We start from the raw sequence: 15083 nt of genomic DNA on the forward strand, positions 1-15083 counted from the left end.
ACTCGGTGGTTTCTTCGGTGAGGCAGACGATGCGCTGCGGGCCGAGGTGGGTGGTGCTCATGGCGGCGTCAGAACGACATGCGCAGTGCGGCGGTGAAGGTGCGACCGGCCTCGGGATAGATGGACGAGGTCTGCCCAGCCACGCAACCGAAAGCCTGCGTGTAGAAATCGCGATCGAACAGGTTGTTCACCCCGAACGACAGCTCCATGTTCTTCACCTGCACCGCGTAGCGCGCATCCGCCGTGGTGTAAGCCGGCATGCGGCAGACATTGGCGAAATCGGGATGCTGCGAGCCCACAAAATTCACGCCACCACTCAAGCGGTGCCCGGCCATCGGCACCCAGTCGGCACGCAATGCCAGTGTGCGTCGAGGCGCCAGTGGCACGTCCTTGCCGCTGTAAGGGCCCTCGCGGAAAGTCGAGCGCCGCAACGCGACCCGAGCGCCCAGGGACAGCGTGGTGCTGAGCTTCCAGTCACCATCGATTTCCAGGCCCTGGCGGCGGGTGGGATCGAAGTTGATGTTGGCCCCCGGAAACAGCGGCGAGTTGGGACCGACCGCGTTGCGGTCGTAGCCGATCTCGTCGGTGAGGTTGCTGCGGTACAGGCGCGCCTCGAGCTTGTAAGCACCCTGCACCCAGCGCGCACCGGCCTCCAGATCGCGCGACGTCTGCGGTCGGATCAGCACGGCCGGATTCGTGAAGCTGAATTCATCCACGTTGGCCAGTCGGAAGCTGTTGCCCACGCGTGCCCACACCGTGGTGGCAGAGGTCAAAGGCTGGCTCACACCCAGCTCCCAGGCGGTTTCGCGCTCCGACAGCTGCACGGGAGCGAAGCCGTCGTCGACGTTCTTGGCCAGTTTTTCCGTGCGCACGCCAGCAGACAAGCGCGTTCCACTCGCCAGAGTGAGGTCGTCCTTGAGGTACCAGCCGCGGGCCGTCTGCCCTGCCACGGATCCGAACGCGCCCTGGACAACGCGATCCCATTCACCACGGTCGTGCCCGATGACCAGGGCGTTGCGGGCTGCACCCCACTGGCTCGTGTGGCGCGCCTTCAGCGCCAGCTGTTGCGCCTCGACGTCATAGGCGTACACCGAGCCGGGACGAACGCTGGCCAGGGCCTTGTCGCGCGAGCCGGCGTCCATGCCGAGCTGCCAGCTGCCCAGCATGGCTTCAGCAAACACGCCACTGCGCTCGTTGCGGATGCTGGCGCAATTGTTGGGCTGCGTGGTCTGACGCGGGTTCGCCGCGTACTGTGTGGCGGTCAGCGACCCCGGCAATCCGGTGTCCAGTGCATCTCGGTCATGGCGCAAGCCCAGGCGCAAGGTGTCGTTCGACCACTGAGCCGTGAAACCCGCACCATCGGTCTCGGAGCGGAAGTTGTCGCGGTGGTTGTCGGTTTCGCGGCGCTGTCCGTGCAGGTCCAGCGAAAAACCGCCACTGGCGACCGTGGCGTTGGCGCGCAGTTCGCGCAAATCATTGCTGCCCACAGCGCCGTACAGCGTGGCGCTGTTGCGGCGCGCCGAGCCGTTGCCCGCTTGGGTGGTGATGACGATCACGCCCCCGGTGGCACCCTCGCCGTACAGCACCGAGCCGCTGCCGCGCAGCACTTCGATGCGCTCAACCGTGTCGATCGGAATGCCCGCCAGCCGAGTGCCACCGAGATCGGCTTCGTTCAGGCGAACGCCGTCGAGCACCACCACCTGATTGCTGTCGGACGTGGTCCCAAAGCCCCGGAGATCCAGCGCATAGTCGCCACCCCCATAAGAGTCCTGGCGGCCAGGCACGCCCAGCAACTTCATCACCGCCTCATTGACGGTGCTCGCGCCGGAAGCGCGAATCTGCTCGGCGGAGATGACGCTCACGCCCAACGGCAGCGAGGCGAGCGGCTCCGCAAAGCGAGTGGCGGTCACCACCGTCTCGGGCAGGTTGCTCGACGCAACGGTTTGGGCGTGCAAAGGGAAAGCGACCAGAACGGCCAGCGGCAGCGCGGCCACAGGCGCGCGCAGATTTCGGATTTTCATGATGAAGAAACAAGAGACAAAGCCCTCACCGCCTTCCCCGACGGTGCATGAGCGTCACGGCGGTGCGCCTGTTGCCAGACGCACCACCACCTTGTTGGCCGGTATCCGGGCTGACAGAACAACCTTCATCGCCTTCCCAGACAACAAGGTGTGTCGTCCAGTGGCTGCAAGATGAAAGCGGAGTGGCCCGATCTGCGTCGGGTCTCTCGTCTGCTTACCGTTGCGGGGGCAGCGCAGGTTAGGTGGGTCTTTGTCGGCCCGCCCTCCTGCTTCCCGTTGAACTGCGGCATGTGAACCACACCGCGAGCACCAACAGGCGGCATTCTAAGCCGCAGCTCCCTGGGCCAACCCTACAATGTGAAAACTGCGAGTCCCCACCATGGCCGATCCCAAGCACCTTGACCAGATCACCGAGCGTGTCGAACGCCTGCTGTTGCGCCACGAAGAACTGCAGCGCACCAACGCCCTGCTGGTCGAGCAGGTGCACGCACTGCAGGCCGAGCGCGACTCGCTCAAATCCCGTCTGATGGCCGCGCGCGCTCGCATCGATGCGCTGCTCGAACGCCTGGCGCCCAGCCAGGTCGAGGCGACCCGGTCGCCGTCGGATACCCACAAGGACCACTCGTGAACAAGCCCGGCAGCAAACAGATCGAGGTTCAGATCATGGGCCAGAGCTACCTGCTCTCGTGCCCGCCCGGGGGCGAATCGTCGTTGCTCGACGCGGTGGAGCGTGTGGACACCGCCATGTGTCGCATCCGGGATGCGGGCAAGGTGAAAGCGCGCGACCGGATCGCCGTGCTGGCCTCGCTCAACCTCGCTTTCGAGCTGTCGCAGAAAGAAGCCGAACGCCTGGAAGCCGAAAGTTTCCAGGCGTCGTCGTTCGGCCAGGCCGACAACAGCGCGTTTGCGGAAGCCGGGGGCGCATTCGACCACGAGACGCTCGACCCCCACACGCAAGCGCGCGTGGACGAACTCATGCGCCGGCTGGACCAGACGCTCGACAAAGACGGTCGCCTCCTTTGACGGATCGCCCCCGCATCGACACCGTCCGTCACTGCGGCGCCTTTTCTTGTCCCTCGGCCCGCGCAGGCCGCATGCAGCACCTACAATTTGCGTGTCTGCAGTGCGCGCCGGGCTTTATATTTCCTTGAACCAATGCTCATAGAGCCCGGGCTTGGTACATTGCGTGGCTGGCGTGAGCGTCTCGCGTCAGACGATCCCGAAGCCACGCTGCCCTTGCCCACCTGAACCCCGGTTCAGGATGCCGGTCCGGCGGCACTTGCAGACACCTTTCATGCCTCTCGACCCCCTCCTGATTTTTGAATTGGCCGTGCTCGGCCTGGGTACCGGTTTCCTCGCCGGCTTGTTGGGCATCGGGGGCGGCATGCTCATGGTGCCCTTCATCACCTTCATCCTCTCGGCACGGGGTGTGGAGGCCGACCTCGCGGTCAAGATGGCCATCGCCACCTCCATGGCCACCATCATCTTCACGTCCATCTCCAGCGTGCGTGCGCACCACAAGCGCGGCGCTGTGCGTTGGGACATCGTCAAGGGCCTTGCGCCCGGCATCGTGCTGGGTTCGATGATTGCCAGCCTGGGTGTGTTTGCCTTGCTCAAGGGCAGCTGGCTAGCCTTCTTCTTCGCCGGCTTCGTGAGTTTCTCGGCCACGCAGATGCTGATCGACAAAAAGCCCAAGGCCACGCGCACGATTCCCGGCACGCCGGGCCTGATCGGTGCGGGCAGTGTCATCGGCTTTCTGTCCGGTCTCGTCGGCGCGGGCGGCGGCTTTGTCAGTGTGCCGTTCATGACGTGGTGCAACGTGGCCATCCACAGCGCCGTGGCCACCAGCGCTGCGCTCGGTTTTCCGATCGCACTGGCCAATGCGGTGGGCTACGTCATTGCCGGGCAGAACGTGCAGAACCTGCCTGCAGGTGCGGTGGGTTACATCTACCTGCCCGCGCTGCTGGTGATTGCCAGCGTGAGCGTTCTGATGGCGCCGCTGGGCGTGAGGGCAGCGCACGCGCTGCCGGTGAAGTCGCTCAAGCGCGTGTTCGCCGGTCTTCTCTACATGCTGGCGGCGTACATGCTCTACAAAGGCATCACTGCCTGACTAGTTCAGCGACCGGTCCGACACCACGATTCCGTCTTCGTCGGCATAGAGCCAGTCGCCAGGACGCACCCAAACGCCCTGGATCTGCACCGCGACATCGCGCTGGCCTTCATTGCGTTTTTCGGTGGGCAACGGGATGAGCGCCAATGCACGGATGCCCGTCTGGCTCTCTGCCATCTCGGCGACGTCCCGCACACAGCCATCGACCACCACACCGGCCCAGCCGTTGGCCGCCGCCGATGCGGCGAGGTTGCCGCCCACCAGTGCGCGGCGCAACGAGCCACCGCCGTCGACCACCAGCACGCGGCCCTCACCGGCGCTGTCCACCGCGGCCTTCACCAGCGAGTTGTCCTCGAAGCATTTGACCGTGACCACAGGCCCGCAAAAACGCCGCACTGCGCCGAAGTCGCGGAACACGGGTGGCAACACGCGAAAGCCGCCGGTGGTGTCGTTCTTGTGGGCATCACACAGGTCGCAAGTGGAAAACGGAATTGAGGTGGTCATGGCATTTCCTGTGGAAAAACGAGGCGTGTTGGGTGACGAAAACAGGGCCGAATTTGAGCAGATGCGCCTGCAGCCCGCGCCGCGCTTGGCTCTCGTCGCATCGAAGTGTTGTTTTCCTCGCCAAAAAGCCGCTTTTCCCCTCTGAAAACGGAGAAAAAACCCCTTGGCCCTCCTTGGATTGCGCAGGCATCTCCATTAGCATCCGAGACACCAGTGTGAAAGCGCGTTTTCCGCTGGGAAATAAGTCAACTTCTAGAAGGAAATTCAACCATGGCAACTGCGAAAAAAGCTCCCGCTAAAAAAGCGGCTCCGGCCAAGAAGGCTGCTGCTCCGGCCAAGAAAGCCGCAGCACCTGCCAAGAAGGCTGCTGCTCCGGCCAAGAAGGCCGCAGCACCTGCCAAGAAGGCTGCTCCTGCGAAGAAGGCTGCGCCGGCCAAAAAGGCCGCACCAGCCAAAAAAGCTGCACCCGCCAAGAAGGTCGCCGCCAAGAAAGCCGCTCCCGCCAAGAAGCGCACACCCAACGCCGCGTTCATGAAAGCGCTGACCCCCAGCGCCGCTCTGGCCGCCATCGTGGGTGCCAGCCCCCTGCCGCGCACCGAAGTCACCAAGAAGATCTGGGACTACATCAAGAAGAACAAGCTGCAGGACTCGGTCAACCGTCGCATGATCAACGCCGACGCCAAGCTCAAGGAAATCTTCAAGAAGGCCCAGGCCTCCATGTTCGAGATGACCAAGCTGGTCAACGACCACCTCAAGTGATCGTGATTCACACACCTCACGGGGTGTGAAGCTCCCAGCAAAGCCGACGCCAGTCGGCTTTGTTTTTTGGCCCACAGCCTGGCATTCATCGTGGTCAGCTGTGAGAAACTGCGATGTACTGCATACCCCCACCGGCATGATCAGCAGCTCCATTTCATCCATCACAGAACCGGTCGCCGACGGGGATGTTCCACCGCTTCCCCAGCAACGCCACAAGGTGGTGCTGGTGATCGATCTTGTGGAGTCGGTGCGGCTGATGGCCGCCAACGAGGCTGCCGTGGTGAACCAGTGGCGCGGCTTTGTTCACCACGCCACCACCGTGGTGCTGCCGGCCTGCAAAGGCCGCATGGTCAAAAGCCTGGGGGACGGAATGCTGGTGGAGTTTGACCACCCCACCGACGCAGTGCGTGCCGCACTCGCGCTGCACAAGCACTTTGCCCCGCTCAACGAAACCCTTCCCGATGCACGCCAGATGCATCTGCGAGCGGGCATCAACGCCGCCCACCTCTACGCCGACGACAAAGATGTCTACGGCCACGGCGTGAACCTGGCCGCCCGGGTGTCCGAGCTGGCAGCGCCGGGCGAGACCGTCATCACGTCCAGCGTGTTCGACGGGATCGTTGTGGGCATGGACGCCGAGGTTGAAGACCGCGGCGACAGTTACCTCAAGCATTGGCCCGATCCGGTGAGGACTTGGGCTGTCTTTCCCGTGACCGGCAGATCGTCTTCGTTGCGCGCCCTCGTGCCGGAGGGCGCGGCGCTGGACTTTCGCCCGTCCATTGCCGTGGTGCCCTTCGAGACGCGCAGTCACGTGGCAGAGCAGTTCGTCATCGGCGAGTTGATCGCCGACGGCGTGATCGCGCAGCTCTCGCGCAGCCCCGACCTGCGCGTGATTTCCCGGCTGTCCACCACGGCATTTCGCAGCCGCCCTTCGTCTGCGGCCGAAATCGGCGCGCGTCTGGAAGCCACCTTTGTGCTGGGTGGCAGCTATGTCACCTACGGGGAGAAGGTCGTGATCATGGCCGAACTCACCGACAACCGACGCACAGAAGTGATCTGGGCAGATCGCTTGACGGGGGACGTGCGGGACCTGATGGAGGTTCAAAGCGTCTTGCTCGAAGCCCTGTGCGCCGCATGCGCCAAGGCCACCCTCAACGACGTCGTCCAGCGCACACTGGTCCTGCCTTTGCCCCAACTCGACAGCAACGCGCTGATGCTCGGTGGCATCACCTTGATGCACCGCTCCACCCCGCGCGACCTGCACCGAAGCCGGCAGTTGCTCGAAGCCGTGGCCGAGCGACACAAGCGCGTGGCCTCACCCTGGGCCTGGCTGGCCAAATGGCACATCATGCAGGTGGTGCAAGGCATGTCGTCCGAGCCCGCGAAGGACTTTCAGCGCGCGATCGACACCGCCGATCGCGCACTGGATCTGGAGCCCAACAGCTCGTTGGCCATGGCCATCAAAGGCCACGCCATGTGCCACCTCGGCGACAACGTGGCCGACTCCCGAAGCCTGCTGCAGGAAGCCACCCAAAACAACCCGAACGATCCGATTGCCTGGTTGTATTGCGGCTTCTGGTCGTGCATGTGGGGCGATCCTGGAGCGGCCGTGAGCGAATCCGAGACCGCGTTGCAGTTGTCGCCCATCGATCCACAGCGCTTCTATTTCGAGATGCTGCTGGCCAACAGCTATCTCGCGTCGGGTCACCTGGCGCAATGCATCGCCATGAGCAGCGCGTCCCTGAAGCAAAACCGGTTTCATCCGCCCACTTTGCGCACGCTGATGACGGCGCAGTACGAATCCGGGCAAGAGGCCGAGGCGCGCAAGACCTTCGACTGGTTGCGCTCGATCCAGCCACGGCTCACCCTCGCGGAATACCTGAAGTACGGCAAACCCAATCCGCAGCGAAAGCGCATTGCCAGCGTGTTCACGGCGCTGGGCCTGCCCGAGAGCTGATCAACACATTCATTCTTCAACCACCCAGCAGGGAGCGAGCATGTCGTATTTCAGTGGAGCCAGCGGAGCCAGCGGTGCGTCCGGAGCCAGTGGCGCGAGCGGGGCCAGCGGTGCATCGGGCGCGAGTGGCGCAAGCGGGGCGAGTGGCGCCAGCGCGGGGTTCATTGCTTCCGACGCGCTGATCTTGAACCGGGCTGCGGTGGTCGGCCCCTTCACGGGTGCCTCCCTGCACGTGGCCGAACCCGGTTTCGACAAACCCTCCAACCTCGCGCTGTGGGCCGACGGTCCCCGGGTCGAGGCTTGCTTCAGTGAGCTGATCGAAGGCCTGCTGTTCAGGACACAAGGCTCGAACAAGGCACGGCTGGAATTTGCCAATCTGCAGTCCCGGACATTGGAGCGCAAGCCCCTGGTGACACTGCGCGCGCCCTCCAGAGCGCAGTTCAAGAAGCAGCTGGATCTGGTGGCGGCCTACGCCGATCTTCGGGGTGACCGCGCCATGGAAATCCTCGCGCAGGTGAGCCCACCCGTGGCCTTCTGGTCATCGGTGGTCGGACTCACCGCGCACCGGCACAAGAAAACGCTGCAACTGATGGACCTGGTCTTCTTGCTGTGCGTCCATGTCGAAATGCGCTTCAAGCACATCTTCGCCTGCCTGCGACCGGTGGCCCTGTCACCGCAAATCCAGCCGATGATCGACACACCGGGGCACGGCAGCTGGCCCAGTGGCCACGCCACCGAATCCTTCGCAGTGGCGGTGCTGCTGGAAGCCCTGCTCGACGCTGCCTCTCCCAAGGGCGGCACGCCCAATGGCCGTGCCAGCCACGAACAACTGCAGCGCCTGGCGGCTCGCATCGCCACCAACCGCGTGGTGGCCGGCGTGCATTACCCGGTCGACAGCGCATGCGGACGCCTGCTCGGCACTGCGCTCGCCGAATTTCTAGTGGCGCGCGCCACCGGCCTGAAGGTGCACGAGCGCGGCTTTGACGGGCGCCTGTTCGAGGGCCCCAACGGCGAACCGCTGGATTTCAATCTGCACCAGTCGATGAACCACACCAGCGGTCACGCGTACACACGGTCGGCCAACACCACAGGGGTGGGATCCGCCCCCCTGCTCGCCTGGCTCTGGGAGGAAGCGCTCAAGGAGTGGGCATGAGCGCAGCGCCGGGCCGTCCCAAGCAAGCTCGCCACGCAGTGCGCAGCACGGAGGGATCTCGAATGAGCGCAGCGCCGGGCCGTCCCAAGCAAGCTCGCCCCGCCGTGCGCAGCACGGAGGGATTGCGAATGAGCGCTGCCTGGTCACCGCTGCCGACCGGCGAATTCACCGGCATCGACTGGGGCGCGCCGGGCGCCATCGACGGTCAAGACCCCTACCTGGCGTGGGCCGAAGCCGACCGCTTCGCAGGCTACCGGGTCAAGCCCCAAGGCAAGCCCCCGACGTGGTTGCCGATCGTCATCGAACTAACACCGGGCGCCAGCGTGCCGGCGCTGGTGCAAGCTTCGAACGTCAAGTGGTTGCAAATCCCGCGTGTGTACCTCAACCTGCCGACGCTGCGGTTTTGCACAGCGCATGTGAAACGCCGATTTTTCGAGAAACTGCGGTCGGATGCGGCACTGCGCCGGCTGATCCTGCGCTTCGAGCTGGGCCTGCCGGTGGGCCACCACACCCAGCCGATCCACGACCCCTGCACACCCGATTCGCGTCCCGTGAGCGCGCCCGATCGCCTGAGCGGCAAAGTGCTCGGACTGATTGACGGGGGACTGGCATTTGCAAACCAGGTGTTCCTGGATCCGCAGGGCCGCACACGGGTCAAACACTTCTGGCGCCAGGATGACACGCAAGATGGGGATTGGCCGGGCAACGAACCGCACCACCGCACACCGCTGGACCCGGCCCGCGCAGGTCCCCGCCCGCGCGACATGGGCTATGGCCACGAGCTCTCGGGTGCCGCGATCCAGGCAGCCATGGCGGCGCACACCCACCAAGGGCGGCTTGACGAGGAAGGCCTCTACCGGGACCTGCAACTGTGGGAACTGAGCAAACCCGTCAGCCACGGAACGCATGTGATGAGCCTGGCCTGCGGCCAGGGCACCCCGCTCCAGCCGGTGGACGACGATGCCAGCCGCTGCGACCTGATCGCGGTGCAGTTCGACGTGGCCAATGTGCGCGACACCTCGGGCGGCGCCATGAATGCGAGCGTGCTCGATGCGCTCATGTACATCCTCGCGCGCTGCACGCCCGAGGCGCAGCTGGTGGTCAACATCAGCTGGGGCACGCTGGCGGGGCCGCACGACGGCAGCTCCATCCTCGAAGCCGCCATGGACCAGCTGATCGGGCTCCTCGATGGGCGCCTGCAAGTGACGGTGCCCGCAGGCAATGCCTACCAGAGCCAGACGCACGCCAACGGCACGCTGGCGCCGGGTGCTTCGCTGCCCTTGCACTGGCGCGTTCTGCCCGACGACCGCACGCAAAGCTTTCTGGAACTGTGGATACCCTACGGGGCAGAGGGTGTCACCCTGAGCGTGACACCTCCCGGGCACGACCAGCCGTTGCCCCCGCTGCGCATGGGTGCCTCGGGGGTGTGGCTGGGTGCCCACGGTCTGCCTGCGTGTGGCGTCATCTACCCAAAAACGTCGGCACTGGGCTTGGGCAGCACCTGCGCCCTGATCGCACTGGCGCCCACATTCAGCCGCCGGGCCAAGGCCGCCACCGCGCCGTTCGGCTCATGGACGGTGACGCTGAAGAACGGCGGCACCGAACCCGTGGTGTTCGACGGCTACATCGAACGAGACGACGTGGCTTTGGGCCAGAGCACAGGAGCGCGGCAGTCCCGCTTCGAAGACGCGCGGTACGACACCAGCGGCAATGTCGAGAGCTTCGTGGACCACCCAGACAACCCCACGCCGATCCGCCGCAGCGGCACCTTCAACAGCCTCTCGACCGGCCAGAAAACGGTGAGCGTGGGTGGTGTCCGCCGGCAGGTCTCGGCCAACGGGGACTTTGCGCGCTACTCGCCTCGCAAGCCCGATCCTGATGCGGGCCGGCCGCAGCGCGCAGGGGTGAGGAAAGTGCCCGACACGCTGGCTGCCAGTGACGACAACGCTGCGCTGTGGGGGGTGCTGGGTGCGGGCAGCCTGAGTGGCAGCGCGGTGCGGCTGGCGGGCACCAGCTCGGCCGCGCCGCAAGAGGCGCGGCGGCTGATCAACCTGCCCTGAACGCTACCAGCGCGCGGGCAGTGTCTTGAGCAACCAGATCCAGCGCTCGCGCACGTCGATGTAGCCGCCCGTTTCCAGGTCCTTCAGCAGGCGGCTCACCATCTCGCGCGAGCACGCCAGGTGTTGCGCCATCTGCTGGTGGGTGAGCCGCTCCTTGAGGGCGCGCTCGCCCCGCTCGTTCGGTATCTGTGCCAGCGAATTGAGCAAGCGCACGAGTCGGCCGTAGACGTCGATCAGCGCCACGCTGCGCGCGCTCTCGGTGGCCAGTCGCGCGCGACGGATCAGGCGGGCCATGAGCTCCAGCGCGAATTCGGGGTGTTCGGCAATGTAGGCCAGCAGCGTGGCGCGTGTCACCACCGCACAGGTGCTTGGCTCGGCGGCTTCCACGTTGGCCGAACGCGGCCCGCCGTCCAGCGACATCTCGCCCACGTACTCCAGCGGGCCGTACAGACCCAGGGTCAGTTCGCGGCCGTTGTTGTCCGACAGAAAAGCGCGCAGTCGGCCTTGCAGAACGATGTACAGCGTGTCACCGGTCTCTCCCTCCTGGATCAGCAGCGTGCCTCGCCGGTAACGGCGCTGAACGCCGAGCGCGGCCAGCGCTTCAATGTGTTGGTTGGGATGGGCAAAGGCAGCGGGAAGGGTGACCGGCATTCATGCTCACGGATGGATGGACTCCGAAGGATTGTGGGGCATGGGCATCACGATGCGCAAGGCGGGTACCACCGGTGGCAAGGTGTTGATGCGCTGGAGCAGGCGGCGGATGCTGGCCGACCCGGCCTTCTCGCGCAAGGTCTTGATCTGGCTTCGGATGGTGGATTGCGCCACGCCGTGCTCGGCCGCGATCTCGGGAATCTCCAGGCCACGGCACAAACCCATGAGCACGGCTTCTTCGCTCGGGCTCAGGCCAATGGTGCGGGCGAACATGCGCACCGCGAGGTTGTCGCAGGTGCTCTGACGGGAGAGCATCACCAGCACCGTCGGTGCGTCGCCTTCAAGCGGGTGGCTCAGGGGTGTGAAGGTCAGGGCCAGCTCTCGCTCGCCTTTGTTCAAGAGTGCCAGCCGACGCTGACCGCGAAACGCAGCGTCCATGGCGGCCTGGATCTGCGCGGTGAACTCGGCGCTGCTGCCCAGCAGGGTGTTGCCGTACGAGACCAGCATGCGGGCGCTCGCCAGTTCATGGCGCGCCAGGTGGTTGGCGTGCAGGACCGTGCCTTGTGCATCGATGATGAGCACGCCGTAGTCCACCTCATCGAGCGCTCGCAGCAGATGGGATCGGGACGCGGCGCCCTGCCCCGGCAAGCTGCTCGGTTCGGGAAGACCGGATGCTCTGTTCGCGCTGCTGGCTTGCCACATGACCGCTCTCCTTGGATGGGATGCCCCAGTCTAGGCAGGCGAGGCCCACACAGGCTGTGTGCCAATGCGGGGGCGGTTTGTGCGGTATTCACCAAACGGCGTGGTGCGGCGAGCTCAGTCCGGCAGCAGTCCAGCCGCCTGCGCGCGCGCCCGGATGGCGCTCAGCGTGCCCCGGGTGGTGATCACGTCCACGTCGATCATCACTTCGATCAGGCTGCCGCCGGTCGCGGCCAGCGCGCGCCGCAGTGCGGGCTCGAACTCGGCGGTGTGGGTGATGCGCTCGGCTGCGTAACCGTAGGCCCGCGCCAGGGCGCAGAAGTCGGGGTTGGCCAGGGCCGAGCCACTCACGTTGGCCGGGTACTCGCGTTCCTGGTGCATGCGGATGGTGCCGAAGCTGCCGTTGTTGAGCAGCAGCACGATGCTCTTGGCCCCGTGTTGCAACGCGGTGGCGAGCTCCTGGCCGTTCATGAGGAAGTCGCCATCGCCCGCGATGGTGAAGGCGGTGCGGCCGGTGAGGATCGCCGCGCCGATGCCGGCCGGCACGCCGTACCCCATGGCGCCGTTGGTGGGTGCGAGTTGCGTCTTGTAGCCCTTGACCAGGCCGTGGTAGCGGAAGAAGCGGTGCATCCAACTCGCGAAATTGCCCGCGCCGTTGGTGAGCACAGCGTCTGCCGGCAGATGCTTTTGAAGCGTGTGGATGATCGCCGGCATGTCGATGGTGCCGGGCAGCGTGATGCCGCCGTTGGCCGGATCGATGTTGGCCAGGTAGTCGGTGTGGCAGGCCTGCGTCCACTCCACCCAGGGCAGCGTGGGCGGTGCGGTCAGCACCTCCAGGCTGCGCGCCGCCGCGTTCATGGTGGCGTTGATCGCCAGCGTGGGCTGGTACACCCGACCCAGCTCTTCGGGGCTGGCGTGGATGTGCACCAGCTTCTGCTTGGGCACCGGAGCTTCGATCAGCGTGTAACCGCCGGTGGTGGACTCGCCCAGGCGCGGGCCGATGGCGATCAGCAGGTCGCTTTCGCGCACGCGCGCGGCCAGCGCGGGGTTGATGCCCAGGCCCACGTCACCGGCGTACAGCGCGTGGTGGTTGTCGAAGGTGTCCTGAAAACGGAAGGCGTTGGTCACCGGCAGTTGCCAGTTCTCGGCAAAACGCTGCAGCGCGGCGGCGGATTGCGGCGTCCAGCCACCACCACCCGCAATCACCATCGGTCGCTCGCTCGCCAGCAGCAGTGTGCGCAGCTCGCGCAGCGCGCCCGGGTCGCTCCAGGCCTGCACCGCTTCCACGCGCGGCAGGGGTTGCGCGTCCACGGTTTGCGTGAGCATGTCTTCGGGCAGCACCAGCACCACCGGGCCGGGCCGGCCGTTCATGGCGGTGGCAAACGCACGCGCCACGTATTCCGGAATGCGGCGCGCGTCGTCGATGCGCTCCACGCGTTTGGCCATCCCTTTGGTGGAGGGGCCGAAGAACGACAGGTAGTCGACTTCCTGAAAGGCTTCGCGGTCGCGCGCGTCGCTGGCCACGTCGCCGATGAACAGCACCATGGGTGTGCTGTCCTGAAAGGCGGTGTGCAGGCCAATCGACGCGTTGGTGGCGCCGGGCCCACGGGTCACGAAACACACGCCGGGACGCCCGGTGAGCTTGCCCTGGGCGTCTGCCATGAACGCTGCGCCGCCCTCCTGGCGGTTGGTGATGAAACGGATGCGGTCAGCGCGGGCGTGGAAGCCGTCGAGGACGGCGAGGTAGCTCTCGCCCGGAACGCCGAAGGCGTGGGTCACGCCCTGGGCGATCAGGCAATCAACGAGCAGGTGTCCAGCAATGTTTGAAGTCATGGCGGCATTGTGCCGCGCCCGCTAGCGTGCCGTGGCCGTGCGCTGGCCCACGCCCACCGCAGCGAACACCGACACCATCAGCACCAGCGCGGCACCGGCCAGCGTGAGCCCGTACCACCCACGGTCCATGGTCAGGCCGAAGATCAGCGGCGACAAGGCGAAGCCCACGTCGAGTCCCGAGTACACCGTGCCGTACACACGCCCGGTGGCCCCCTTGGGCGTGGCCTTCTTGATCATCATGTCGCGACTGGGCCCGCCCACGCCCACCGCAAACCCGGTGGCGGCCAGCGCCACCATGGTGCCCACGGCACCCAGCCAGCCGGTGGCGCAGAGCAACAGCAGCAGCGCGCCGGCGGTCATGGCGATGGCGACCACGCGGTCGCTGGACCAGCGGTGGTTCTGGCTGTACGCCGCCACAAATCCACCCACCAGCATGCCCAGCGCCGAGCAGAGCATGTAGGCGCTGATCGTGAGGGTGGCCATCTCCACGCTCACGCCGTGCACCACGTTGAGGATGGACGGCGCGAAGGTCTGCACGACGGCCAGCGTCATGGTGGACAGGAGGAAAAACGCGAAGCACCACCACACCACCGGCAGCCGCAGAAAAGCCATGTCGCCGCGGGGCGCCCCGCTGGGACGCACCACCACCTCGGTCAACAGCTTGTCGCGTTGCCAGAACAGCACCGCGAGGACCACGACATACAACAGCGCAGCGCCCAGGTAGGCGGTGCGCCAGTCGGCCAGCGCGGTGATGCCGATCAGAAACGCCGGCGCAAGCGCCCAGCCCAGGCTGCCCGTGAGGCCGTGTGCGCTGAAGGCATGGCCCAGCCGCGGGGCAGACACGCGCTGGTTGAGGATGGTGAAGTCGGCCGGGTGAAACGGTGCGTTGCCCAGCCCCGCCAGCATGGCCACCAGCACCAGGCCGGCGTAGCTGGTGGCTTGCGAAGCCGCCAGCGAAGCCACCAAAAAGCAGCCGATGGCCGCGAACAACACCGGGCGGGCGCCCACGCGGTCCACCAGGAAACCCGACAGCGCCTGCCCAGCGCCCGAGATCACGAAGAACAACGTCATGAGCAGGCCGACGTCCGAATAACTCAGACCAAAGTCGCGGATGAACACGGGAAAGAGCGGCGCCAGCAACAGGTGCGAAAAGTGCGAGGTCGCGTGGGCCAGGCCCACCAGGCCGATGACGGCGGCGTCCTGCTTGAGGGGAACGGGGTTGACCGGTGCGGCCGCACCCATGGTGGCGGTGTTCATGGCGCCGATCGTACGGCGGCAGACGCATGCAGAATGGCGATGGAAAGACAAGAATCGTCGCCATCCAGCCAAAACCGGT

General features: G+C 65.8%; 13 protein-coding genes, 1 other RNA gene and 1 riboswitch. Of the genes, 8 read left to right on the forward strand and 6 right to left on the reverse strand.

Annotated features, from left to right (window positions below; genetic code table 11):
• Nucleotides 1-68: 68 nt before the first annotated feature.
• Nucleotides 69-2021, reverse strand: a complete 1953-nt coding sequence (locus Q1W68_RS17945; protein ID WP_300658240.1) for a TonB-dependent receptor — start codon at nucleotides 2019-2021, stop codon at nucleotides 69-71.
• A gap of 78 nt (nucleotides 2022-2099) precedes the next feature.
• Nucleotides 2100-2350: riboswitch (cobalamin riboswitch) on the reverse strand.
• A gap of 50 nt (nucleotides 2351-2400) precedes the next feature.
• On the opposite strand from Q1W68_RS17945, the gene Q1W68_RS17950 reads away from it, so the two are divergent.
• The 4 genes from Q1W68_RS17950 (at nucleotide 2401) to Q1W68_RS17965 (ending at nucleotide 4131) form a co-directional block, all read left to right on the forward strand.
• Complete coding sequence (locus Q1W68_RS17950) at nucleotides 2401-2649, forward strand: DUF904 domain-containing protein (protein WP_300650207.1); 249 nt, start codon at nucleotides 2401-2403, stop codon at nucleotides 2647-2649.
• Nucleotides 2646-3044: a cell division protein ZapA gene (locus tag Q1W68_RS17955; RefSeq protein WP_300650204.1), complete on the forward strand. Its 399-nt coding sequence runs from the start codon at nucleotides 2646-2648 to the stop codon at nucleotides 3042-3044. The genes Q1W68_RS17950 and Q1W68_RS17955 overlap by 4 nt, the downstream gene beginning before the upstream one ends.
• An 89-nt stretch (nucleotides 3045-3133) precedes the next feature.
• Nucleotides 3134-3313: non-coding RNA, 6S RNA (gene ssrS, locus Q1W68_RS17960), on the forward strand.
• 2 nt (nucleotides 3314-3315) lie between these two features.
• Nucleotides 3316-4131, forward strand: coding sequence for a sulfite exporter TauE/SafE family protein (locus Q1W68_RS17965; RefSeq protein WP_300717218.1), 816 nt, complete (start codon nucleotides 3316-3318; stop codon nucleotides 4129-4131).
• Here the strand turns inward: Q1W68_RS17965 and rraA are convergent, their stop codons facing one another.
• Nucleotides 4132-4635: a ribonuclease E activity regulator RraA gene (gene rraA / locus Q1W68_RS17970; protein WP_300717219.1), complete on the reverse strand. Its 504-nt coding sequence runs from the start codon at nucleotides 4633-4635 to the stop codon at nucleotides 4132-4134.
• A 270-nt stretch (nucleotides 4636-4905) separates the two neighbouring features.
• Between rraA and Q1W68_RS17975 the strand changes: the two genes are divergently transcribed.
• From Q1W68_RS17975 to Q1W68_RS17990, 4 genes are all read left to right on the forward strand, one after another.
• Entirely contained in the window at nucleotides 4906-5394 is a 489-nt protein-coding gene (locus tag Q1W68_RS17975; protein ID WP_300650199.1) for an SWIB/MDM2 domain-containing protein, read from the forward strand.
• Nucleotides 5395-5530: 136 nt separating this feature from the next.
• Nucleotides 5531-7351 carry a hypothetical protein gene (locus Q1W68_RS17980; protein ID WP_300650196.1) on the forward strand — a complete coding sequence of 607 codons (1821 nt, stop codon included), beginning with the start codon at nucleotides 5531-5533 and terminating at the stop codon, nucleotides 7349-7351.
• Between the two features lie 40 nt (nucleotides 7352-7391).
• Nucleotides 7392-8504: a phosphatase PAP2 family protein gene (locus tag Q1W68_RS17985; RefSeq protein ID WP_300650193.1), complete on the forward strand. Its 1113-nt coding sequence runs from the start codon at nucleotides 7392-7394 to the stop codon at nucleotides 8502-8504.
• A 128-nt stretch (nucleotides 8505-8632) separates the two neighbouring features.
• Entirely contained in the window at nucleotides 8633-10564 is a 1932-nt protein-coding gene (locus Q1W68_RS17990) for a S8 family serine peptidase (protein WP_300650190.1), read from the forward strand.
• A 3-nt stretch (nucleotides 10565-10567) separates the two neighbouring features.
• Here Q1W68_RS17990 and Q1W68_RS17995 read toward each other — a convergent pair whose 3' ends face one another.
• The 4 genes from Q1W68_RS17995 to Q1W68_RS18010 all read right to left on the reverse strand — a co-directional run bounded on the left by Q1W68_RS17995 (nucleotide 10568) and on the right by Q1W68_RS18010 (nucleotide 15004).
• Nucleotides 10568-11215, reverse strand: coding sequence for a Crp/Fnr family transcriptional regulator (locus Q1W68_RS17995; protein WP_300650187.1), 648 nt, complete (start codon nucleotides 11213-11215; stop codon nucleotides 10568-10570).
• A gap of 6 nt (nucleotides 11216-11221) precedes the next feature.
• On the reverse strand, nucleotides 11222-11917 hold the full coding sequence (locus tag Q1W68_RS18000) for a hypothetical protein (protein ID WP_300650186.1): 696 nt from the start codon (nucleotides 11915-11917) through the stop codon (nucleotides 11222-11224).
• Between the two features lie 114 nt (nucleotides 11918-12031).
• Nucleotides 12032-13747, reverse strand: coding sequence for a thiamine pyrophosphate-binding protein (locus Q1W68_RS18005; protein ID WP_300650185.1), 1716 nt, complete (start codon nucleotides 13745-13747; stop codon nucleotides 12032-12034).
• Between the two features lie 21 nt (nucleotides 13748-13768).
• Nucleotides 13769-15004 (reverse strand): MFS transporter, encoded by a 1236-nt coding sequence (locus Q1W68_RS18010; protein ID WP_300650183.1) that lies wholly within the window; start codon nucleotides 15002-15004, stop codon nucleotides 13769-13771.
• Nucleotides 15005-15083 lie beyond the last annotated feature (79 nt).

The sequence above is a fragment of the Hydrogenophaga sp. genome (assembly GCF_030158645.1).
Lineage (GTDB): Bacteria > Pseudomonadota > Gammaproteobacteria > Burkholderiales > Burkholderiaceae_C > Hydrogenophaga.